The organism is Burkholderia sp. WP9, from assembly GCF_900104795.1.
Taxonomy (GTDB): domain Bacteria; phylum Pseudomonadota; class Gammaproteobacteria; order Burkholderiales; family Burkholderiaceae; genus Paraburkholderia.
This window is the reverse complement of sequence record NZ_FNTG01000001.1, coordinates 3,281,618-3,304,192: the sequence shown is the minus strand read 5'-3', so window position 1 is coordinate 3,304,192 and position 22,575 is coordinate 3,281,618. Positions and strand designations below refer to the sequence as shown.

The window sequence follows — 22,575 nt, the reverse complement described above, 5'->3', positions numbered from 1 at the left end:
AACGGCGTTGCTTCGGTGATCTTCGCCTATCGGCCATGCGGCGCTTACGAAGTGCAAGGCCGAAGTTTAGCCCGTCGACGGCTTGTGCCATCGCCGGCGCGGCACGAGGGTGGCATGAGGGCGTCACGAAGGCGCCGCGAAGGCGCCAATCCGCGGCGCATGAGCGCCTCGACGAGGTTGCGCACCTTAACGGTGCGCTCTACGCCCACGAGCGGCGCATGCTCCCGTCCGCGTGCGCAATCTTTCGTATAAATTTCATTGGAATGTGCGTCAGCGTGCGCATGGAGCTTGCTTAAGGTATATCGATGACGCACATTTGAGAAACGGCGCCGAGGTTGTTCGCCTCCGCGTTCGGACCGGCCCGGCTCTCGCGTGAGAGGACTGCATGACGATTGCGCAACAGGAAAGAACGGCCAGCGCGCCGCATGGCTTCGAGGTCGAGATGACGTCGGGGCTCGAACGTTTTACGGTGCAGCATGGCGAGCTCACGCTAAGCAGCGTGTTTCAGCCGATTTTCAGTCTGTCGCATATGCGGGCTGTCGGCTACGAAGGGCTGCTGCGGGCGCATGATGGGCTCGACCGGCCCGTGTCGCCGCTCGACGTATTCGGCGAAGCCGCGCGCCTCGGCGACGTGCTTCAGGTGGACCGGCTGGCCCAGACGCTGCATCTGGAAAATTTCAAGGTGCTCGGCGCGGAGCGCGAATGGCTGTTCCTGAACGTGCATCCCGGCGCGCTCACCGATCCGTATCTCGCCGCCGCGTTGCTGGCCACGTTGAAGCGGCTCGATTTGCCGCCGCGGCGCATCGTGCTCGAAGTGCTCGAACATCGCGCGGAAGATCTGGAGCGTCTCGCCGACGCCGTGCGCCAGTTCCGCGAGCGCGGTTTCCTGATCGCACTCGACGACTTCGGCGCGGGACACTCGAACGTCGAACGGATCTGGCAATTGAATCCGGATATCGTGAAGCTCGATCGCGTCATGCTGTCGCACGCCGCGCATCGTGCCGACATGGCGACGATTCTGCCGGGGCTCGTCGCGCTGCTGCACGAGGCGGGCAAACTGGTGCTGATCGAAGGCGTGGAAACGGAGCATGAAGCGCAAATGGCGCTCGCCTGCAACGCGGACTTCGTGCAAGGCTTTTTCTTCGGCCGCCCGAACCCGGGCGCGGCCGACGCGCTGCACGCCACCACGTGCATCAGCGAGCTCACCGAGCGTTATCGCGACCAGACCGAAGCGCGCGAGCGCCGCAACGCAAGCCGGCTTGCGCCGTACTTGCGGGCTTTCGAGCGGGCGGCGGAACGCCTCGCGGCCGGCGAACCGCTCGAGGAAGTGTGCTGGAATTTTCTCGCCCTCGACCATGCGGCGCGCTGCTTTCTGCTCGACGCGAAGGGCAAGCAGGCGGGCCGCAACGTCGTGCTGCGCGCCGATCGCGCGGCGCATGAAACACGCTTTCTGCCGCTCGCCGACGCGCAGGGCGCGAACTGGCTGCGTCGACCGTATTTTCGCGATGCGATCAATGCGCCGGAGCGTGTGCATGTGACGCGTCCCTATCTGTCGATCAACGAGGCGTTGCCGTGCGTGACGCTTTCGGTGGCGACGCGTGTCGGCGCGCAGACCTGCGTGTTGTGCGGCGACATTGATTGGGTAGACGAAGAGCATTTTTGAGTGTCCCTAACTGTCGTTGCGCGGCAGCCTCTCAAGGGAGCGCAAAAAAGTTGGGGCGGCCCGGGGCATTTTTGGAGATCATGTCGGTTTCAACGATCTTCAGCCGTGCTTATGTCCGTCCTTCTAGAAGTCATTGCCACGACCGTTGCCGACGCGCGCCTTGCCGCGCAAGCGGGCGCCGACCGTCTCGAACTTGTCACCGCAATGGGCGAGGGCGGCCTGACGCCGAGCCTCGGCTTGATCGAAGCGGTGGTGGCGGCGGTCGAGATTCCCGTGAACGTAATCGTGCGGCCGCATAGCCGCTCGTTCGTGTACGACGCCGACGATTACGCGGTGATGCTGCGCGACGTGCGGGCGGTCAAGGCGGCAGGCGCGAACGGGGTCGTGATCGGCATGCTGAATGCCGCGGGCGAGATCGATCGCGAAGGCCTCGCGCGTGCGATCGACGCGGCAGATGGACTGGCAATCACCTTTCACCGCGCGTTCGACGAAGCGCGTGATATGCGCCAGTCGCTCGACGTGCTGCTCGGTTTCGATGCCGTTACGAATGTGCTGACCTCGGGTGGACAACCTTCAGTTCTGCACGCGGAAGCGACGATCCGCGAGCTGGTGCGGCAAGCGTTCGGTTCGCATTTGACGGTGCTGGCCGGCGCCGGCTTGACGGTCGATGCCGTTGCCGGTTTTGTGAGCAGCACGCAAGTCGAAGCGGTGCATTTCGGTTCGGGCGTTCGCGTGGACGGCAAGGGTCTCGCGCCGGTCGATGCGGCCAGGGTCGCGAAAGTCAGAGCGCTGCTGGACGCATCGCGTAGCTAAATCGCCGGGCAAAGAAAATGCCGCTTAGAGATCGCTCCCGAAGCGGCATTGATTCACGCATGTCCACGTGCAAGGACAGCGAAGAAAACTACTTCGCCACGACCACCGGAATGCCGCGCAACTGCCCCGCGCCCTTTACCTCTTCGAGCGATTTCCGCACCGATTCACCGGTTGCCGCTTCGATCTGCATGCGTGCGGCCAGATCGCGCTCGCCACGCTTCACACCCGCCAGATTCGCGAGCTTTACGTGACCATAACCGCGCACGCGGGCGTGCAGGTCGGCGAGCTTCGCCACGTCTTCCAGATTGCCGGCGTTGAGCTTGGCGAACGCGCGTTGCATCGTGGTCTCGTAGTCGCCGGCAAGTTCACGCTCCATCTTGCGCTCCAGCGTGCGGCCGAACGGATCGAGCATCGTGCCGCGCAGGCTGCTGAACTTCGCCAGCGTGCCGAGCACCGGCCACATCCATTGGCCGAAGGTTTTCTTGGCCGGATTCTTGCCGGGTTGCGGGCGCGTGAGCGTCGGCGGCGCGAGATTGAACTTGATGCCGAAGTCCTTGCCGGCCACGCCTTCGAATTGCGCTTCCAGCGCTTCACGGAACGCGGCATCGGTATGCAGGCGCGCCACTTCGTATTCGTCCTTCACCGCGAGCAGACGATAGAACGTGGTTGCCACCGCGCGCGTCACGCGTTCGCTCTTCGTGTCCACGGCCGTCTCCGCGCGGCGTGCCGCATCGACCAGCGCGCGGTAGCGCTTCACATACGCCGCGCCGCCGTAAATCTGCAGACGCCCTTCGCGATGCGCGATCAGTTCGTCGAGCGTATCGACGCGCACAGCCTGCTTCGCCAGATGCCGTGCCTGCCACAGCGATTCGAGCGCGGCCGGATCTTGCGCAGCGAGGCGGCCGATCGAAAACGCGAGCTGGTTCATCTGCACGGCGACGTTGTTCAATTCGATCGCGCGCATCATCGCGCCGAACGATACGGGCACGAGTCCAAGTTGCCAGGCATAACCGAGCATCAGAATGTTCGCGCCGATCGTGTCGCCGAGAAAGCGCGTGGCGAGTGCCTGTGCGTCGCACGTCGACATGCGCTCCGCGCCTGCCGCGTGACGCATCTTGTCGATCAGGGCGTCGGCGTGCAGCGTCGCATCAGGATTGGTCACGAACGTCGCGTTCGGAATCGCATGCGTGTTCACGACAATGCGCGTGCGGCCATGACGCACCGTTTGCAGCGCATCGGCGCTTGCGCCGACCACCATATCGCAGGCGAGCAGCACGTCGGCTTGCTGCGTGTCGATACGCACCTGATTGAGCCACTCGTCACGCGCGGCGAAACGCACGAACGACAGCACCGAGCCGCCCTTTTGCGCGAAGCCCATGAAGTCGAGCACGGACGCGCTCTTGCCTTCCAGATGCGCAGCCATGCTGATCAATGCGCCGACCGTCACGACGCCCGTGCCGCCGACGCCCGTCACCAGAATGTCGTACGGCGCGGCGTCGAGATGCGTTGCGGGAATCGGCAAAGCGTCGACGCGTGCGGCCAATGCTTGCGGATCGAATGCGACGCCCGCGGCTTTCTTCAGCTTGCCGCCTTCCACCGTGACGAAGCTCGGGCAGAAGCCATTCACGCACGAATAGTCTTTGTTGCACGACGATTGGTCGATGCGGCGTTTGCGGCCCAGTGCCGTTTCAACCGGTTCGACTGACAGGCAATTCGACTGCACGCCACAATCGCCACAGCCTTCGCAAACTTCTTCGTTGATGAAAAGACGCTTGTCCGGATCGGGGAATTCGCCTTTTTTCCGGCGCCGGCGTTTTTCCGCCGCACAGGTCTGGTCGTAGATCAGTACGGTCACACCGTCGGTGTCGCGCAATTCGCGCTGCACGGTGTCCATTTCGCTGCGATGGTGGAACGTGGTGCCCTTCGGGAAAAGGTCGTGATGGCCGTCGTATTTCTCCGGCTCGTCGCTGACCACGACGAAGCGCGATACGCCCTCGGCTTCCACCTGACGCGCGATCTGCGGCACCGAGATGCTGCCGTCCACCGGCTGGCCGCCCGTCATCGCGACGGCGTCGTTATAGAGAATCTTGTACGTGATGGTGGCTTTCGCGGCCACCGCCTGGCGGATCGCCAGAATGCCGGAGTGGAAGTAGGTGCCGTCGCCGAGATTCTGGAATACGTGGCGCGTTTTCGTGAACATGGAGTGCGACGCCCAGTCCACGCCTTCGCCGCCCATCTGGATCAGGCCGGTCGTGTCGCGCTCCATCCATGAAGCCATGAAGTGACAGCCGATGCCCGCATGCGCGATCGACCCTTCCGGTACTTTGGTCGAGGTATTGTGCGGACAACCCGAGCAGAAGTACGGCGTGCGCTTCACGCTGTCCGCCGCGTTCGAGAGAATTTGCGGCGCGACCAGATCGACCACGCGTTCGCGACGATCGAGCGCGGGCTTGTGCTTCGCGAGCCAGTTGGCGAACACCGGCAGAATGCGCGACGGCCGCAATTCCCCGAGCGAGGACAGCAGCAGCGTGCCGTCTTCGGCGTTCTTGCCGATCACGATCGGCCGCGTGCCTTGCGAGCGGTTGTACAGATAGTCCTTGATCTGCTGTTCAATGACCGGGCCTTTCTCCTCGATCACCAGCACTTCGGACAAGCCGGAGACGAACGCGTCGATCCGCGTCATTTCCAGCGGAAACGACAGGCCGACCTTGTAGATCCGCACGCCGGCCGCTTCCAGATCGGCGACGGTCAGATCGAGACGGCGCAGCGTTTCCATCAGATCCAGGTGTGCCTTGCCGCAGGTCACGATCCCCACGTTCGCATGCGGACTCGGCGCGATCCATTTGTCGATGCTGTTCACGCGCGCGAAGTGGCGTACCGCGTCGAGCTTGGCGTGCATCCGCGATTCGATCGTCAGGCTGGGCAGATCGGGCCAGCGGTTGTGCAGGCCGCCTGCCGGTGCTTCGAAATCCTGCGGCGCGGCCCAGTCTGTGCGCAGCGCGTCGAGATCGACCGTCGAGCCCGATTCGACCGTTTCGGAGATCGCCTTGTAGCCGACCCACGCGCCCGAGAAGCGCGACAACTCCCAGCCGTACAAACCGAACTCGAGCATGTCGGCGATGTTGGACGGATTCACGACCGGCATATGCCAGGCCATCAACGCGAAGTCGCTCTGATGCGGCATGGACGACGACACGCAGCCGTGGTCGTCGCCCGCCACCACCAGCACGCCGCCGTGCGGCGACGAGCCGTAAGCGTTGCCGTGCTTGAGCGCGTCGCCGGCGCGGTCCACGCCCGGGCCCTTGCCGTACCACATCGCGAACACGCCCTCGACGGTGCGCTCCGGATCGGACTCCACTCGCTGCGTGCCGAGCACGGCGGTGCCGCCGAGTTCTTCATTGATGGCGGGCAAGAAGCGAATATCACTCGCCGTGAGCAGTTTTTTCGCCTTCCACAACTGCTGGTCGACCATGCCGAGCGGCGAGCCGCGATAACCGCTAATGAAGCCGGCGGTGTTCAGGCCGCGAGCCTTGTCGGCGGCGCGCTGCATGAGCGCGAGGCGCACCAGCGCCTGCGTGCCGGTCAGGAAGATGCGGCCGCGCGTCGCGGTGAGGTTATCGGATAGCTTGTAATCGGCCAGTGCGGGCGTGCCGTCGATGCGCAGGCGAGCGGTCATGGGGGAGTCTCCGTTGTCGATCGGAGTTGGCGCTTTAGCGCTTACTCCGATCCCATGCAACATGGTTGCGGTTTGCATCCGTGCGCGGTGGTGGGGACCACGAAGTTGGCGCAGCGAAAGAGACTCTATTTTTTAGCGCCGATTAGAGTGAATTATTTCTACTTTGGTCAGCAACCCGCGAAGAGGCGAGAAGAGCCGAGCGTTTTAACGGAGTTTTGAGATAGATCTGCCACGCGGCGGCGGCATTCGGGTATGCCCTGGTGCGTTTCGACCCGCTTACTGCACCGGCGCCGGCGCTCTCGGGGCCACGACGGGCGCGTCGTCGAGCGGCACGATTTCGTCGAAATGCGCGTAATCGATATGGCTTACGCCGTCCTGCTCGCTCATGATGTCGGCGAAACGGTGATGCCAGTAGATCTGATCGCACGACCACATGTGGCGCGCCTGCATGGTTTGCGAGGTCGACTCGTCGACGCCTTCCAGCGTGAGAATCAGCGACGTGTCGCGGCCTTCGAGCGTCTCGGCGGTTTCGCCGAACAGCGGACTGCTTTCGTCGATGATGTGCATTAGCGTCCAGCCCAGTTTGAACACCGGGTGTTGATCGCGCAACAGCGTCAGGTCATAGAGCTTGCGCAACGTATAACCTTCGGCGCTGGTCTCCTGGCGCAGAATGCGCAGTTTCGCGCGGGCCTCAGCGATCACGTTCTGACGCGCGTTGGCCGAGCGCACCATCAGCGTCATGCGGCCGTCGATCGGCCGGATCACCGCGTAGCGGGTGAACATGATCTTGGCGTGCGGGCGCGAAAAGCGCGCGAAGATCAGCCCCGTCGCCAACGCAATGCTGGACATGCCGACGAAAATTTCCAGCGTGGCGATCCAGTGCGCGTAAACGGTTTGCGGATGCATGTCGCCGTAGCCGACCGTGGCGAGCGTTTCCACGCTAAAGAAGAATGCACCGCTGAAACCCGCCGGAAACTGATTGGCGATCGGCGCGTCGCCCAGCAGGTAGAGCGTGGCGAACGCAGTGTTGAGCAGCAGGAACAGGACCGCGAGCGACACGAAAAAGGTCGGCCAGCGAACCACGAGGGCGCGGTGATAGAGATCCTGCCAGAGCGGTGTCGGCATGCCGTGGGCGATGACCACGCGATCGTCCAGACGCAATTCGCGGCTGCCGCGCGGGCGGCGTGCCGGCGCGCGTGCTTCGCCATTGCCGAAGCTTGAAGGACGGTCTGTCGGTTCTGTCGCCATTGCAGGGTCGTGGAAATGAAAACGGCCAAAGCGTAGCACGCCGTTTTGGCCACGGAGCGTGGTTTTGGGCGGGTGCGCGGGCGCTTGAAAGGCGAGCCGCGCGGCGGGCTGCCGCGTGCGACTCTTACGTCAAGGCACGGCGTACTGCCGGGCACTGAAATGATCGCGCAACCCTGTCATTAACGCGAAAGCCTGCGCGGTTCGCACTCACGGAAACGCGCGCGGTTTGGGAATGCCCGCACCGTGTTCGATATCGTCGACAGCTTGCTGATGCGCCGCCGCGACAGCTTCGGTCGCGGCGCCGTAACCGTTGTCGCCGCCGACCGTCGTCCACGGTTTGACGGCTTTCTCGCGATGGCGGATTTCGTATTCCGCATCCCAGCGAGCACCGCTGAGTTCGAGCGGGCGGACGTGAATCGAATACACGCCGTAGAGGAAGAGCTGTTCAGCCATGACCGCCTCCGGCCAGTTAGTCCAGGGTGGCGCAACGCGAACGCAAAGAGCAAACGCAAGAAGCAAACGCGAAAAGCGAAAAGCGCGGCGCCGGTCTGCCTAGAGTTCGATTTCCCCGAGAATGCGATGAGCGAGCGCCTTGGCTTCCTCGAGGGCTTCCTCAGGCGTGGACGAAGTGGCGTCGACTTCGTAGACCGTGGTTTCCTGGTCGGCGGTTGCGTCGCCTTCGTCGCGCGTGAGGGTGACCACGCCCTGCCAGGTATCGCTATCTATTTCGCGTATCGAGGCAATGGCCGTGTAGATGCCTTTGGTGTAAGTGATGTCGTCCATGGCGTCGCTCCATCTTCCAAAGGTTTCGGTTTTTTCATCCTAGCACGATGGCGGCGCCAGGGTTCTCCACCCTGCCGGCGCGTTATGCCAGTGACAATGCGCGCCGTACAAGGCAACCGGATTACAGGAGCGCCACGACTTCATCGAGCGACGGCGCGTGCGCGCCGGCGTGGCGGCACGCGGCCGCGCCGGCGGCCAGCGCGAACGCAAGGTGCTCCGGCCACGCGCGCTGCGGCGCGGTCATCAGGCTGAACAGCAGGCCGCCGATCGACGCATCGCCCGCGCCGACCGTGTCGACCACCTCGACGCGCGGCGGCCGCGCCTCGGTCACCATCGCGCCGTCGATCAACATGGCGCTCTCCGGCCCGCGTGTGACCAGCACGGTGGCGGCGGGATTCATGGCCTGCAGCTGCGCAAGTGCGCCGGCTTCGTCGTCGGTTTTGAACAGCAGGCGCAAGTCTTCGTCCGACACTTTGATCAGATCGGCGAGCGCGGCCATTTTGCGCAGCGTGGGTTCATAGCCGTGCTCCATCAGATTCCGGTAGTTCGGATCGAAGCTGATCTTCACGCCTTGCGAACGCAACTCGGCGGCAAGCGTGGCGAGCGTGTCGCCGATCGGCTGCCGCACGAGGCTGATGCAGCCGAAGTGCGCCCAGTTCACATGGCTCGCCCAGCCCGCCGGCAGTTTCGCCGGATCGAAGGCCAGATCGGCGCTGTTCTCGCCCATGAAGAAGTACGCGGGCGGATGCGTCTGATGCACGATCGCGAGCAACGGCGGGCGTTCCACGCGCTGCATGAAGCGCATGTCGAGCCCTGCGGCCACGCTCGCGTTCCACAGTTCATCGGAGAAATTGTCGACGCCTAGCGATCCGGCGCACGCAGTGGGCAGGCCGAGCCGCGCCACGCAGCGCGCCACGTTCCAGCCGGCGCCGCCGGGGCGCGACAGCCATTGCGAAGGGCCGGTGCGCACGAGATCGGTGAGGATGTCGCCGGCTGAGACGAAGAGAGGGAATTCGCTATTCGCGCTGGGGTTGCTCATGTTGTCTGCTCCGCGGATTCGGACGCCGTGGCCGCGCCATCGGGCAGCGCGTGGGCCAGTACTTCGTAGCACGCGCCCATGGTGTGATAGTCGGTCTTGCCGGCCGGACTTTTTTCGTCGCTGTACTTGCGGTTGTCGCACGTGAGGATGCGATACCACGCGCCATACTTGTGATCGACGAAATGCGCCCAGCTATAGCGCCAGATCTCGTCGTACCAGTCCCAGAAGCGTTCGTTGCCGGTGCGCTTGCCGAGCAGCGCGGCGGTCGCGAAGGTCTCCGCCTGCACCCAGAAATATTTGTCGTGGTCGCACACGGTGCCGTCGGGACCGAAGCCGTAATAGAGGCCGCCGTGGTCTTCATCCCAGGCGTGCGTCATGGCGGCGTCGAACAGTTCGATGGCGCGCGGCAACAGCCACGGCAACGGCCGGAAGCGCTCGAGAATCAGCAGCAGCTTGGCCCATTCGGTTTGATGCCCCGGCTGGAAACCCCACGGCCGGAAAATGTTCGAGCTGTCTTCCTCGTTGTAGTGCCAGTCGACCGACCAGTCCGCGTGAAAGTGCTCCCACACCAGCCCTTGCGACAACTTTGCCTGCCGCAGCGTGATATTCGACGCCACCCGTTCGGCGCGATCCAGGTAGACGAGATGGCCGGTCGCTTCGTGCGCGGCGAGCAGCGCCTCGGTGGTGTGCATGTTCGCGTTCTGCCCGCGGTACGAACTGACCCGCCATTCGGGCGATGCTTCGTCGGCATAGAGGCCCGCGGCGGCGTCCCAGAAGCGGTGTTCCATCAACTCGAAGGTCGCGCCGATCATGGGCTTCGCTTCCTCGATGCCGGCCATCGCCGCATGCGAATACGCGAGCAGGACGAACGCGAGGCCGTAGCAGTGGCGCGTCGCGTCGAGCGTGCGCTTCTTGCCGTCGTGCCATTCGAGTTCCCAGTCGTAGCCTTCGTGCTGGGCGTCCCAATGTGCCTCGCGCAGGAACTGCAAACCGTGGCGCGCGTATTCGAGATGCTGCGGGTCGCCGAATTGGCGATACGCCATCGCGTAATTGAAGACGTAGCGGCAACTGCTCACCAGATGCCGTGTGGTTTTGTCGTAGACCGAACCGTCGTCGCGGAAGAAATGGAAAAAGCCGCCGCTCGGATCGAACACGTTCGGCGCGTAAAAGCGCAACGTGTCCTGCACATGCGAGAGCAGAAAGTCGCGCTTGCGAAAGCTCTCGACGGGCGGCACCGCAACGGCGCCGTTAGCGGGGTGAAGCGGATCGGATTGCGTCATGGCGTTTTCACCAAAGTACTGGCACGGGCAATGAGATGAACGGGCAGGCGGACTTCCAGTTCGGCAGGTGCGTCTTCAAGCAGAAGCTCGACGCCGCGCCGGCCGAGCGCTTCCTTGTCGACCGAGATGGTGGACAGCGGCGGCGTGGCATGCGCGGCGGCGGGAATGTCGTCGAAACCGATGATGGCGATGTCCTCGGGCACGCGCAGGCCGCGCGCGAGACAGGCGCGCAGCGCGGCGAGCGCGGCGGCGTCGTTGTAGGCGAACACGGCGTCGGGACGTGGGCCCGGCGCGTCGAGCAGCTGATGCATTGCACGCGCCGCGCCGCTGTCGGGATCGAGGCCGGCGTCGATAGGCACTTCCAGCGACGGGTCGAACAGCAAGCCCGCTTCGAAAAACGCGCGCCGGTAGCCGAGCGCCCGCTGCGCGATGCTGAAGTGCGCGAGCGAACCGCCGATAAACGCGACGCGCTTGCGCTGCTGTTCGAACAGGTGCCGCATGGCGAGCGTGGCGCCTGCGGCGTTATCGAGATTCACCGAACGCATGCCGGGCGCCCACAGGTCGATCAGCACGAGCGGGCGTTGCATCGCCACCAGCGTGGCCAGCGTTTCCGGTTCGACGAAACCGGCAATCGCCACCGCATCCGGCGCATGCAGGCGCATCTGCTGGATCACGTCTTCGGTGGGGCCGGCGGTCAGCACGGAGGGCACGATGCCGCGTTCGCGGCAGGCGTCTTCCACGCCGTGCAGCACATGCGAAAAGAACGGGCTGACGGCGAAATTGTTGTGCTGACGGTGCAGCAGGAACGTGAGGCGGCGAATGCGCGGACGCAGCTGGGCGGCGTCATAGCCGAGCTTGCGCGCCGCTTCGACGACGCGCTCGCGGGTGGCCTCGGACAGGCCCGGCTGGTTCTTCAGTGCGCGTGAGACGGTGCCGATCGACACGCTGGCCGCGCGGGCGACGTCGCGGATGGTTGTGGCCATCGAATCAGGCGGCCGCTGGTGGCGGCCACACGGTGTTTGGGTTCGGGCGATTGTATAGTAAAATTGCCCTAGATCAGCCCGGAAAACCTGCGATCCACACCCGGAAATACCCGTAGATAATGGTGTTGGCCTGAAATATGTTGTTTAGTAAAACAAGCTAAACAATGCTCGGGTGATGTTGTTTGGGCTACCTGTTCACTCGGGCAGCACAGGCGTGACTTCGCCCTGTCCGCGCAACAGCGACACGCTTTCGTCGGCGTCGATCAGCACGAAACCGCTGGCTTCGTGCTTCGCGCGCCGCTTGGCGAGTGCCGCCACGGAGGCAATTTCCTCGCTGCTATAGAGCGACGGTCCGTCGCCTGGCTCGACGCGCACGCAGCCAATCGCCATCGTCACGAAACCGAAGAAGGTGGGATTGCCGCGCCGGTCCTCGCCATGTATGCCGCCCGCTAGCCGGTCAGCCGGCGCATAAAAGCGCTGCGCTCCTTCGTTGAACACGTGGATCGCGCGCAGCACGCGTTCGCGCCAGTCTTCGCTCTGGAACAGGATCAGGAAGTCGTCGCCGCCCACGTGCCCGAGGAAATCGCGGGTCGGGTCGCATACGTCGGCAAGCACGACGGCGGCGAATTTCAGCACTTCGTCGCCTTGCCAGTAGCCGTACTGATCGTTGAACGGCTTGAAGTGGTTCAGATCGACGTAGCAGGCGTAGAAACCGGCGTCGTTGCCGAGCAGGCGGGCAATGTGCGAACTGATCGGGATGTTGCCCGGCAGGAAGGTCAGCGGGTTCGCATAGCGGGCGGCTTCGATCCGCACCTCGGTCACCGCGCGCACGAGATTTTCGCCGGTGCCGAGGCCGGCGTACTTGCCGTTGTCGGTGATGACGAAGCCGTCGGCGAGATAGCGCTGATCGTCGCTCGCGAGAAGCTGGGCCATCTGCTCGACCGTCATCGATTTCTCGATGATCACCGGCGATGCATTGGCGAACAGCAGGCAAGGGCGCTTGCCGAACAGCTCGCGGTGATACGGCAGCGCGTAGCGATCCATGAAGCTGCGGCGGTTGATCAGCGCGACCGGTTCGTCGTGCTCGACCACCGCGACCGCGTGCAGGTCGGGCAGGCGGTTGAACAGTTCGAGCACGTCGTTGTTGGTCGCCTGGCGCGGCAGCGCGGGCGCGTGCACCAGCATTTTCGCCGACGCCATGCCACCCGAAGGCGAAGCGCTGCTCAGCGTGCGCGTGGTCTCGGGAAATACGGCGATGTGGCCGGCGCGCAGCGCGTCACGAGCGTCGTCGGTCACCTTGCGGGCCGGTTGCGCGTGCGGACGGCCGAAGAAAAAGCCCTGCCCGCAGCCAATCCCCATGTCGCGCACCACGATCAGATCCGCTTCGTTTTCGATGCCTTCGGCCACGAGCCGTGCGCCGCTTGCGTTGGCGAAGTGCTGCATCGCGCGTACGGCTTCGAACTTGAGCGGGTCGCAGGCAATGTCGTGAATGAAGAAGCGATCGATCTTCACGACGTCCGGTTGCAGCCGCACCCAGAGGTTCATGCTGGCGTTCGCGGTGCCGTAATCGTCGAGCGCGAATTGCGCGCCGGTTGTGCGCAGGCTCGTGATCACTGGCAGGAAACTGCCCACGTCCAGAATCGTGCTTTGCTCGGTCAACTCGACCACGATCCGTTGCGGATCCACGCCGCGATGACGCAGCAGCGCGAGCGTGTCGTCGCGCGCCTCGGCCAGCTGACGCATTGCGCCCGCGCTGAAATTCAGAAACAGCTTGCCGTCGAAATCGAGCCGTGCGAACGCTTCGATGCAGGTGCGCGCGGCGGCGCGTTCGAGCTCGATCGTGCAACCCTCGGCGAGCGCTTGCGCAAACAGGGCGAACGGCGCTTCGAGCGGCGTGCCGGCCGGGCCGCGGATCAGCCCTTCATAGCCGAGGATCGCGCCGTCTTCGAAATCGATGATCGGCTGGAAAACGGCGGACAGCTCACGCCGGGCGATCAACTCCTCGATGCGCGGCGCGGCGGATCGGGAGGGCGAGCGAGGTTGCATGGCAGGTAGGCGTAGCGATCGACCTTTGGCTTATCGGCTGGACCTGAGCGTAATTAAGTGAACTTTTAGTGACGCGTTGCACCGGGGTGGTGCGGGTGCGGGTGCGGGTGCGGGTGCGGGTGCGGGTGCGGGTGCGGGTGCGGGTGCGTTTGGGTTTGGGTTCGGGTCTGCACGGGCGTGCGGGTTTGCCTTTCCGTGCGTGCTGCCGCCTGCGTCGGCGCGCTCCGCATTGCCAGGAATTCGCCTATGCCATCCGGTCGAGGCGACAGCCGCCGCGTTTGCGCGTGAAATAACAAAAAAGCCGCGCGAGGCGGCTTTCTTCAAATGACGCTCAGGGAGGGCGCTTATGAATGTCCTGTTTGCATTGCGCGCGTATTCACCGGCGCGCGACGGCGGCGGCGGTCCGCTCGCGCGAGGCGGCGTGGGTCTCGCCGCTGGTGTCGCGCGCGCCCCAGCGCTGCGCGAGCGCGGCGCACACCATCAGCTGGATCTGGTGGAACAGCATCAGCGGCAAGACCACGGCGCCCACCGCATGCGAGGCGAAAATCACCTTGGCCATCGGCACGCCGGCGGCCAGGCTTTTCTTCGAACCGCAGAAGATGATCGTGATCTGATCCGCACGGCTAAAGCCGAGCCGCTTGCTGACGAAAATCGTCACGCCAAGCGCGAGAGCAAGCAGTACGACACAAACCAGCAGCAGGCCGGCGAGTGCGGAGAGCGGAATCTGGTGCCACAGGCCTTCGGTAACGGCCTCGCTGAACGCGCCGTACACCACCAGCAGGATCGAGCCCTGGTCCACGAACTTCAGCACGCCGCGATTGCGCTCGATCCACTTGCCGATCAGCGGCCGCAGCAACTGCCCGGCCACGAACGGCACCAGAAGTTGCAGCACGATGTTGCCGACCGTGTGCCACGGCGAAGCGCCGCTCCCGGCCGCCTGATTGGCGATGACGAGGCTGACGAGCGCGGGCGTGATGAAGATGCCAAGCAGGCTCGAGGCCGACGCGCTGCATACGGCAGCCGGCACGTTGCCTTTGGCGATAGACGTGAACGCGATCGACGACTGAACCGTAGACGGCAGCGTGCAGAGGAAGAGGATCCCCGCATAGAGCGACGGCGTGACAAGTGGCGAAAGGAGCGGCTTAAGCGCGAGGCCGAGCAGCGGAAAGAGCGCGAACGTGCTGAGCAGCACTACGGCGTGCAGGCGCCAATGCGTCGCGCCCGCAATGATCGCTTCGCGTGAAAGCTTGGCGCCGTGCAGGAAGAACAGCAGGCCGACCGCCACGTTCGTCACCCAGTTGAACCCGACGGCGGCCTGCCCGTGAACCGGCAAGAAGCTGGCAAGGATCACCGTGCCGACGAGGCATAAGGTGAAGTTGTCGGGAAGCAGTTTCGGGCGAGCCATGTCGGAATCTCGATTCGGTGACGCGGAAAAGCGCGGCTGGCCGCGCGCATGAAGGCGCCGTTCCAGCTTATGGGAAACGGCTATTGTTGTTGATTTTCGATTGAAAAAGCAAATTCATTTGCCGAATCGATTAATGAGTGTTGCGCATTGCAGTGCATGTTCCAGAAAATTCGGATGGTCCTGCAAGCTGTGTTTCAGTATTGGCGAGGACTTCTATTTGGTCCATCCACTTTTGACAATCAGGTCGAAAACGGGACTGTGATTCGTCATACGCAAAAGCTCCTCCGCTATCTCGCTAAGGTCTTGAAAGCAAGCGGTTTCAGGGCTTGCGCGCAAGCGCTCTGTCGCAAAAAAACGTCGCAGTAACAAGGTGTTACATCCGCGGCCGAGGCCTAACACTTTTTGGCTCGACACCCTTTGCCGGCACCCATAAATTACGGTTCAAAGGCCGTCGGGATGTCCCGCGCCGCGATGTCTGTCGCAGCGCCCGTACCAGTCCCAAAACAAGTCCGTCGCAGCTCGAACGGTGGGCTTCAGGCAAGTCTTCGGGCATGAGAGTCACTGGGTGGACGGGTTGTCGAGAACGAGGCAATGGGCGTGGGGCGCGGTTATCGCTGCGCTGTGCTCGTTCGCCTATGCGAAAGCGCCAGGCATGCCGCATTTCGGCGGTGGCGGCTATTCGCATGCCTCTGCCAATCATGGCGTACGCGGCGACCTGCATAACGGCGCCCGTTTTAATGGCGCCGCTCCAGCGCCGGCCCGCAATACGAATACGGACCGCAATGCGCATCTACCGCATGGTGGAGCAAGTTTCGCGGGCGGAAATTACGGCGACGGGTTTGGCGTCTACAGGCCGGACATGCGCCGGGTGGCCGGACCGGCCGGTTACGCCGGCGACGGCCGCGGCGGCATGCAATACGCCGGTGCCATCACGCCGGTGAGCGCCGAGTCGCGCGGCGTGCCTCGGCCGCCGGTCAATGCGCCGGTTCGCGCCGGCTCGATTCGGGCCGACGTTGCCCGCTATAACGAGGAGCGCGGTTCTTCGCGCGCCATGCCGCGCCAGGCGGACGACCCACGTCAGCCAGAAGGCTCGCCGTACCGTAACTAGGCCATGCGCGGTCGTCTTTGTTCGCGGCGCGGGCTGAAGTACTTCTCCGCTGAACCTCTTTCGGCTGAAACCTCTCGGCTGAAACTTCTCGGCTGAACCGTCTCTCGGCCGAACCATCTTTCGGCCGAACCACCTTCCGGCTCAACCACTTCCCGCCTTTCCAACCGCTGCGCAGCGACCTGCCGCTGCCCCGCGCCCCAAGGCTGCGCGCCATGTGACGTTTCGACGCCACACTTTTTTGAAAACACTCGGCAGCACACCCCCTCTCGTCGTCAAATTTGGTCGTTTATGCGGCGGCGCGTCATCCGCATGTCATCTGAGGCGTTATCACGCGGTCGGGCCTAGAGTCGGTAACGTTTTGCGCGCCGCTACGGAGTCTGCGGCAGCACCGCGAACGCGCTATCGACCAAGGCTTTATCAGGCCGATAAACGATAAAACTAATCAGTCCGATATACCCGCAATAACCAACGATATTTTTGTTCATAAAAATGGTCCGCAAAGATGGTCCCGCCCAGATTGGCTCGATGATCGAACGGACAACAACAATGGTTCGCGCGAGCCTCCCCTTTCGCACAGCCACACCCCTTTTGACAAAGACAGGAGAACCCATGAAATCAAGCATCAGCAGTGCGCTGAAGACCACCCTCAAGGCAACCGCGTGTGCCGCTCTGCTGGCCAGTGCATCGTCTGCTTTTGCGCAATCGAGCGTCCAGCTCTACGGTCAGGTCGACGAATGGGTCGGCGCGCAGAAATTTCCGGGCGGCAAGACTTCCGTGCAAGTCTCGGGTGGCGGCATGTCGACCTCGTACTGGGGCCTGAAGGGGGCGGAGGATCTGGGCAACGGCTACAAGGCGATCTTCGCGCTGGAAGGCTTCTTCCTTGCGCAGAACGGCCAGTATGGCCGCTTCACGGGCGACACGATGTTCTCGCGTAACGCGTACGTCGGTATCGAATCGCCCTACGGCACGGTGACCGCGGGCCGTCTGACGACGCCGCTGTTCGTGTCGACGATTCTGTTCAACCCGTTCATCGACTCGTACGTGTTCTCGCCGATGGTCTATCACACGTACCTCGGCCTGGGCACGTTCCCGACGTACTCAACAGACCAGGGCGTGACGGGTGACTCCGGCTGGAGCAACGCGGTGCAGTATTCGTCGCCGAACTTCAACGGCCTGTCGGCGTCGGCCATGTATGCGCTCGGCAACACGACCGAGAACGGTGCGAAGAAGTGGAGCGGCCAGGTGCTGTACTTCCACGGCCCGTTCGCGGCAACGGCTGTCTACCAGTACGTGAACTTCAACAACGTGCCGAGCGACCTCGGCAGCTTCAGCACCTCGGGCGTTCCCGGCCTGAAGAGCCAGAGCGTCGCGCAACTCGGCCTGTCGTACGACCTGAAGTTCGTGAAGTTCTTCGGCCAGTACATGTACACGTACAACGACCAGCAGGTCACGAGCTGGCACGTGAACACGGCGCAGGGCGGCGCTTCGGTCCCGTTCGGCCCGGGCACGGTGATGGCGTCGTACGCTTACTCGCGTGACGGCGGCGGCTTCGACCAGACCCGTCAAACGGCGGCGATCGGCTACGACTATCCGCTGTCCAAGCGCACGGATATCTATGCGGCGTATATGTACGATCACATCACCAGCCAGTCGAGCGGCAACACCTACGGCGTCGGCCTGCGCGCGAAGTTCTAAGCGCTCAGGGCCGGCTGCGCGACGCCTCCTTGCCGGTGTCGCGCGGCAGCGGCTGCATCGAGCTTGATCTCCCAAGCCCGCCTTCTTTGGAAGGCGGGTTTTTTTGCTTTTGGGCTCCGCTTCTCATGGTTCGCAACGCCGTTTTGCCGACCATCTTTTGATAAACCAGGCAAAATGACACCGATTGATTCCTGAAGTGAGCGATTGAGATGGATACCCTCGTCAGCATGAAAGTGTTCCGCCATGTGGTCGAAGTCGGCAGCTTTGTCGGCGCGGCCGAACGGATGGAGATGTCGGCGGCCATGGCGAGCAAGCACGTAATGCATCTCGAACAGCAACTCGGCGCGCGGCTGCTCAACCGCACCACGCGGCGGGTCGCGCCGACCGAGGCGGGCCGCGAATATTACGAGCGTCTGAGCCAGGTGCTCACCGAACTCGAGGAGGCCGAACAGGTGGTCGGCGCGGCGAGCGTCGTGCCGCAGGGGCGCTTGCGGGTATCGTCGCTGTCGGCATTCGGCTTGAGCCACGTGATGGCCGCGGTGGCCGACTATGCCGCGCAGTATCCGCAGGTCACCGTCGATATGACGCTGTCCGACCGGGTGGTCGAGTTGATCGACGAAGGTTTCGATGTCGCGATCCGGGCTTCGCCGAGCGGGCTCAAGTCGTCTTCGTTGATTGCGCGGCAGATCGCGACCGCGCATCTCGTGCTGTGCGCGTCGCCTGCCTATCTGAAGCGGCACGGCACGCCGAAGACTGTCGCCGATCTGGCGCGTCACAACTATCTGCAATACGCGGGCGTGTCGGCGCTCGAAATCGCGCCTGCCGCCGGTGACGCTTCGACGCGCGTGCGCCTGACGGGCAACCTCATCGTCAACCATCTGGAAGCGCAACGCGTGATCGTGCTGCAGGGCGCGGGCATCGCGATGCTCGGCACCGAAGTGATCGGCGACGATCTGGCCGCGGGGCGTCTCGTGCCGCTGCTGGTGGACGATGTTCCGCCGCGCGAGTTGCCTATTCATGTGGTCTACGCGAGCCGGCGGCATCTGTCGGCGAAGGTGCGCTCGTTTGTCGACTTCCTCGCCGAACGGTTCGCGAACGAGTCGCTGTGGCCGTCGCTCGAACAGATCAAGGCGCTGGCGGTGCGCTAGGCGCGTGGGCCGGTCAAGCGCCGCGACCCGTTTCGCTATACTGGGTGCAGCACCCATACGCGTAACGATCTGGGGGAGACATGACCGATCTGTCCACGCCGCAGCGCATCGGTAGCCACAAGCTGCCCGCGGGCCGGCGATTGCGCTTTGTCACGGCGGCTGCGTTGTTCGATGGCCACGATGCGTCGATCAACATCATGCGGCGCATTCTTCAGGCGAGCGGTGTCGAGGTGATTCACCTCGGCCATAACCGCTCCGTCGATGAAGTCGCCACCGCCGCGCTGCACGAGGACGCCGACGGCGTCGCCGTGTCGAGCTACCAGGGCGGTCACAACGAATACTTCCGCTATCTGGTCGACCTGCTGCGCGCACGCGGCGGCGAGCGCATCAAGGTATTCGGCGGCGGCGGTGGGGTGATCGTCCCGGAAGAAATCGCCGAACTCGAGCGCTACGGCGTCGAGAAGATCTATTCGCCGCAGGACGGCCAGCGGCTTGGCCTGCAAGGCATGATCGACGATATGATCGCGCGCTGCGCCGAAGGGGCACGCGCGGCGGCGAGTGAGGTGAGTCCGGTTGGCGCGTGGGTGGCCGAGCTTTCGGAGCATGGGCTGCCGCGTTCTGATTCGCATGACGATGCTGCCGCAGAGGATCACGCGGCAGCCGCGCGCGATCCGGCCAGCAAGGCGATTCAAGCGGGCAGGGCCACCACCGCCGCCACCGCCACCACCCCCAACCCAACATCCCTCGCTTTCCGCCGGCTCGCGCAACTCATCAGCGCATTCGAAACGGCCGCCATCGACGCCGCCTCGCGCGAAAAACTGTCCGCCGTGGCCAAAGCAACCGCGATTCCCGTCCTCGGCATTACCGGGACAGGCGGCGCCGGCAAGTCGTCGCTCACCGATGAACTGATCCGCCGCTTTCGCCTCGACTACGGCGACGCGCTCACCATCGCCGTGCTCGCCATCGACCCGTCGCGCCGCAAGTCCGGCGGCGCGCTGCTGGGCGACCGCATCCGCATGAACGCTATCGGCGACTGGGGTGGCGGCGCGCGCGTGTACATGCGATCGATGGCGACGCGCGAAGCGTCGAGCGAAATCTCCGCCGCATTGCCCGACGCGCTGATGCTGTGCAAGGCGGCGGGCTTCGATCTGATCGTCGTCGAAACGTCCGGCATCGGTCAGGGCGACGCGGCGATCGTGCCGTTCGTCGACGAATCGCTGTATGTGATGACGCCGGAGTTCGGCGCGGCCAGCCAGTTGGAGAAGATCGACATGCTCGATTTTGCCGGCTTCGTCGCGATCAACAAGTTCGATCGCAAAGGCGCACCGGACGCGTTGCGTGACGTCGCCAAGCAGGTGCAGCGCAATCGCGGCGATTTCACGAAGTCGCCCGAAGCGATGCCGGTGTTCGGCACGATCGCCTCGCGCTTTAACGATGACGGCGTGACCGCGCTGTACCTGCACGTCGCCGAAGCGCTGCGCAAGCACGGCTTGCGTGCGGGCGGCGGCCGTCTGGTAGCGCCCAAAGGTCTGCGGTTTTCGAGCGGCCGCAACGCCATCGTGCCGCCGACGCGGGTGCGTTACCTGGCGGATATTGCGCAGACGGTTCACGCTTATCGCGAGCGCGCCGACGCGCAAGCACGCGTGGCGCGCGAGCGCTGGCAACTTGTCGAGGCGCGCAGGATGCTCGGGGAGGCGGGGGCGGCTGCACGTGGAGTTGCAGTTGCGAGCTCAGGTTCCGCCGCAGGTGCAAACGCTGATTCAGGCACAAACGCCCCTTCAGCCACAAACGCGCCTGCGAACTCAACCTCAACCGCAAGCCCAGAAACGACCACACCCGCCGCCACCGGCAACCAGAATCTCACCCAACTCGACACCCTGATCACCCAACGCACCGCGGCACTCGGCGAACGCGAGCGCATCCTCCTCGACACCTGGCCGCAAACCGTCGCCGCCTATTCGGGCACCGAACACATCGTCCGCATTCGCGACCGCGAAATCCGCACCGCGCTTACCGTCACGACGCTGTCCGGCTCGGAAGTGCGCAAAGTCTCGCTGCCGAAATTCGTCGACCACGGCGAGATCCTGCGCTGGCTGATGCTCGACAATCTGCCCGGTTACTTTCCCTTCACCGCCGGCGTGTTCCCGTTCCGCCGCGAAAACGAAGACCCGACGCGGATGTTCGCCGGCGAAGGCGATCCGCAACGCACCAATCGTCGCTTCAAACTGCTCTCGGAAGGCATGCCGGCCAAGCGTCTGTCCACCGCGTTCGATTCGGTCACGCTCTACGGAGAAGAGCCGCACGAGCGCCCCGACATCTACGGCAAGGTGGGCAATTCGGGCGTTTCGGTCGCGACGCTCGACGATATGAAGACGCTCTACGACGGCTTCGACCTGTGCGCGCCGGAAACCTCGGTTTCCATGACGATCAACGGCCCGGCGCCGACCATTCTCGCGATGTTCTTCAACGTCGCAATCGATCAGCAGATCGCGCGCATGACGCAACAGCAAGGCCGCCCGCTCACGGACGACGAACTCGCCGCGACGCGCCGCGCGGCGCTGGAAAACGTGCGCGGCACCGTGCAGGCCGACATCCTGAAGGAAGACCAAGGCCAGAACACCTGCATCTTCTCGACCGAATTCAGCCTCAAGGTGATGGGCGATATTCAGGCGTACTTCGTCGAGCACGGCGTGCGCAATTTCTATTCGGTGTCGATCTCCGGCTATCACATCGCCGAAGCCGGCGCAAACCCGATTTCGCAACTCGCGTACACGCTCGCGAACGGCTTCACCTATGTCGAGGCCTATCTCGCCCGCGGCATGTCGATCGACGAATTCGCGCCGAATCTGTCGTTTTTCTTTTCGAACGGCATGGACCCGGAATACACGGTGCTGGGCCGCGTCGCGCGACGCATCTGGGCCGTTGCCATGCGCGAGCGCTACGGCGCGAACGATCGCAGCCAGAAGCTCAAGTATCACGTGCAGACGTCGGGCCGCAGCCTGCACGCGCAGGAGATCGACTTCAACGATATCCGAACCACGCTGCAAGCGCTGATCGCGATTTACGACAACTGCAACTCGCTGCACACGAATGCCTTCGACGAAGCGATCACCACGCCCACGGAAGAGTCGGTGCGCCGCGCGGTGGCGATCCAGTTGATCATCAACCGCGAATGGGGGCTCGCGAAGAATCAGAATCCGAATCAGGGCAGCTTCGTGATCGAGGAACTGACTGACCTGGTGGAAGAGGCGGTGCTGGCCGAATTCGACCGGTTGACCGAGCGCGGCGGCGTGCTGGGCGCGATGGAAACGGGCTATCAGCGTGGACGCATCCAGGACGAGTCGATGCTGTACGAACATCGCAAGCATGACGGTTCGTATCCGATCGTTGGCGTGAACACGTTCTTGAGCCCGCATCCACACGAAGCGCCGCAGCCGATCGCGCTAGCCCGCTCCACCGACGAAGAAAAAGAGAGCCAGTTGCACCGTCTGCATGCATTCCAGGCGCAGCATCGCGAAGCGGCGCCTGCCGCGCTCGAACGCCTCAAGCGCGCGGTGATCGACGATCAAAACGTGTTCGCGGTGCTGATGGACGTCGTGCGTGTCTGCTCGCTTGGGCAGATCACGCACGCGTTGTTTGAAGTGGGCGGGCAGTATCGCCGCAACATGTGAGTCTTGCTGCACGGCGT

Annotated in this window: 15 protein-coding genes; 6 read left to right on the top strand and 9 right to left on the bottom strand. The window is 63.8% G+C overall.

What is annotated here, in order from left to right:
* The first annotated feature begins 385 nt into the window (after positions 1 to 385).
* Positions 386 to 1,663 (top strand): sensor domain-containing phosphodiesterase, encoded by a 1,278-nt coding sequence (locus tag BLW71_RS14680; protein ID WP_091797019.1) that lies wholly within the window; start codon positions 386 to 388, stop codon positions 1,661 to 1,663.
* Between the two features lie 111 nt (positions 1,664 to 1,774).
* Complete coding sequence (locus tag BLW71_RS14675; protein ID WP_091797017.1) at positions 1,775 to 2,476, top strand: copper homeostasis protein CutC; 702 nt, start codon at positions 1,775 to 1,777, stop codon at positions 2,474 to 2,476.
* Between the two features lie 88 nt (positions 2,477 to 2,564).
* On the opposite strand, the gene BLW71_RS14670 is transcribed toward BLW71_RS14675, so the two are convergent.
* From BLW71_RS14670 to BLW71_RS14625, 9 genes are all read right to left on the bottom strand, one after another.
* Positions 2,565 to 6,152, bottom strand: a complete 3,588-nt coding sequence (locus BLW71_RS14670) for an indolepyruvate ferredoxin oxidoreductase family protein (protein ID WP_091797015.1) — start codon at positions 6,150 to 6,152, stop codon at positions 2,565 to 2,567.
* A gap of 276 nt (positions 6,153 to 6,428) precedes the next feature.
* Positions 6,429 to 7,400: an ion channel gene (locus tag BLW71_RS14665; RefSeq protein ID WP_091797013.1), complete on the bottom strand. Its 972-nt coding sequence runs from the start codon at positions 7,398 to 7,400 to the stop codon at positions 6,429 to 6,431.
* A 207-nt stretch (positions 7,401 to 7,607) separates the two neighbouring features.
* Positions 7,608 to 7,853, bottom strand: coding sequence for a hypothetical protein (locus BLW71_RS14660; RefSeq protein ID WP_091797011.1), 246 nt, complete (start codon positions 7,851 to 7,853; stop codon positions 7,608 to 7,610).
* A 99-nt stretch (positions 7,854 to 7,952) separates the two neighbouring features.
* Positions 7,953 to 8,183, bottom strand: a complete 231-nt coding sequence (locus tag BLW71_RS14655) for a hypothetical protein (RefSeq protein ID WP_091797009.1) — start codon at positions 8,181 to 8,183, stop codon at positions 7,953 to 7,955.
* A 121-nt stretch (positions 8,184 to 8,304) separates the two neighbouring features.
* A complete protein-coding gene (locus tag BLW71_RS14650; RefSeq protein WP_091797007.1) occupies positions 8,305 to 9,222 on the bottom strand; it encodes a carbohydrate kinase family protein in 918 nt (305 codons plus the stop codon).
* The gene (locus tag BLW71_RS14645) at positions 9,219 to 10,502 is read right to left on the bottom strand and encodes an AGE family epimerase/isomerase (RefSeq protein WP_091797005.1); all 1,284 of its coding nucleotides are present in this window, start codon (positions 10,500 to 10,502) and stop codon (positions 9,219 to 9,221) included. The genes BLW71_RS14650 and BLW71_RS14645 overlap by 4 nt, the downstream gene beginning before the upstream one ends.
* A complete protein-coding gene (locus BLW71_RS14640; protein ID WP_091797003.1) occupies positions 10,499 to 11,485 on the bottom strand; it encodes a LacI family DNA-binding transcriptional regulator in 987 nt (328 codons plus the stop codon). The genes BLW71_RS14645 and BLW71_RS14640 overlap by 4 nt, the downstream gene beginning before the upstream one ends.
* Positions 11,486 to 11,680: 195 nt before the next feature.
* Complete coding sequence (locus BLW71_RS14635; RefSeq protein WP_091797001.1) at positions 11,681 to 13,531, bottom strand: EAL domain-containing protein; 1,851 nt, start codon at positions 13,529 to 13,531, stop codon at positions 11,681 to 11,683.
* 376 nt (positions 13,532 to 13,907) lie between these two features.
* Positions 13,908 to 14,936 (bottom strand): bile acid:sodium symporter family protein, encoded by a 1,029-nt coding sequence (locus BLW71_RS14625; protein WP_091796997.1) that lies wholly within the window; start codon positions 14,934 to 14,936, stop codon positions 13,908 to 13,910.
* A 565-nt stretch (positions 14,937 to 15,501) separates the two neighbouring features.
* Between BLW71_RS14625 and BLW71_RS14615 the strand changes: the two genes are divergently transcribed.
* The 4 genes from BLW71_RS14615 (at position 15,502) to BLW71_RS14600 (ending at position 22,558) form a co-directional block, all read left to right on the top strand.
* The gene (locus tag BLW71_RS14615; RefSeq protein ID WP_286161999.1) at positions 15,502 to 16,044 is read left to right on the top strand and encodes a hypothetical protein; all 543 of its coding nucleotides are present in this window, start codon (positions 15,502 to 15,504) and stop codon (positions 16,042 to 16,044) included.
* Between the two features lie 609 nt (positions 16,045 to 16,653).
* A complete protein-coding gene (locus tag BLW71_RS14610; protein ID WP_091796991.1) occupies positions 16,654 to 17,739 on the top strand; it encodes a porin in 1,086 nt (361 codons plus the stop codon).
* A gap of 209 nt (positions 17,740 to 17,948) precedes the next feature.
* Positions 17,949 to 18,887 carry a LysR family transcriptional regulator gene (locus BLW71_RS14605; protein ID WP_091796989.1) on the top strand — a complete coding sequence of 313 codons (939 nt, stop codon included), beginning with the start codon at positions 17,949 to 17,951 and terminating at the stop codon, positions 18,885 to 18,887.
* A gap of 80 nt (positions 18,888 to 18,967) precedes the next feature.
* A complete protein-coding gene (locus tag BLW71_RS14600) occupies positions 18,968 to 22,558 on the top strand; it encodes a methylmalonyl-CoA mutase family protein (RefSeq protein WP_091796987.1) in 3,591 nt (1,196 codons plus the stop codon).
* Positions 22,559 to 22,575: the final 17 nt, after the last annotated feature.

Excerpts from the sequence above, each read along its gene's own strand:
- BLW71_RS14680 (WP_091797019.1), top strand. The coding sequence starts at position 386 with ATGACGATTGCGCAACAGGAAAGAACGGCCAGCGCGCCGCATGGCTTC.
- BLW71_RS14675 (WP_091797017.1), top strand. The coding sequence starts at position 1,775 with ATGTCCGTCCTTCTAGAAGTCATTGCCACGACCGTTGCCGACGCGCGC.
- BLW71_RS14670 (WP_091797015.1), bottom strand. The coding sequence starts at position 6,152 with ATGACCGCTCGCCTGCGCATCGACGGCACGCCCGCACTGGCCGATTAC.
- BLW71_RS14665 (WP_091797013.1), bottom strand. The coding sequence starts at position 7,400 with ATGGCGACAGAACCGACAGACCGTCCTTCAAGCTTCGGCAATGGCGAA.
- BLW71_RS14660 (WP_091797011.1), bottom strand. The coding sequence starts at position 7,853 with ATGGCTGAACAGCTCTTCCTCTACGGCGTGTATTCGATTCACGTCCGC.
- BLW71_RS14655 (WP_091797009.1), bottom strand. The coding sequence starts at position 8,183 with ATGGACGACATCACTTACACCAAAGGCATCTACACGGCCATTGCCTCG.
- BLW71_RS14650 (WP_091797007.1), bottom strand. The coding sequence starts at position 9,222 with ATGAGCAACCCCAGCGCGAATAGCGAATTCCCTCTCTTCGTCTCAGCC.
- BLW71_RS14645 (WP_091797005.1), bottom strand. The coding sequence starts at position 10,502 with ATGACGCAATCCGATCCGCTTCACCCCGCTAACGGCGCCGTTGCGGTG.
- BLW71_RS14640 (WP_091797003.1), bottom strand. The coding sequence starts at position 11,485 with ATGGCCACAACCATCCGCGACGTCGCCCGCGCGGCCAGCGTGTCGATC.
- BLW71_RS14635 (WP_091797001.1), bottom strand. The coding sequence starts at position 13,531 with ATGCAACCTCGCTCGCCCTCCCGATCCGCCGCGCCGCGCATCGAGGAG.
- BLW71_RS14625 (WP_091796997.1), bottom strand. The coding sequence starts at position 14,936 with ATGGCTCGCCCGAAACTGCTTCCCGACAACTTCACCTTATGCCTCGTC.
- BLW71_RS14610 (WP_091796991.1), top strand. The coding sequence starts at position 16,654 with ATGAAATCAAGCATCAGCAGTGCGCTGAAGACCACCCTCAAGGCAACC.
- BLW71_RS14605 (WP_091796989.1), top strand. The coding sequence starts at position 17,949 with ATGGATACCCTCGTCAGCATGAAAGTGTTCCGCCATGTGGTCGAAGTC.
- BLW71_RS14600 (WP_091796987.1), top strand. The coding sequence starts at position 18,968 with ATGACCGATCTGTCCACGCCGCAGCGCATCGGTAGCCACAAGCTGCCC.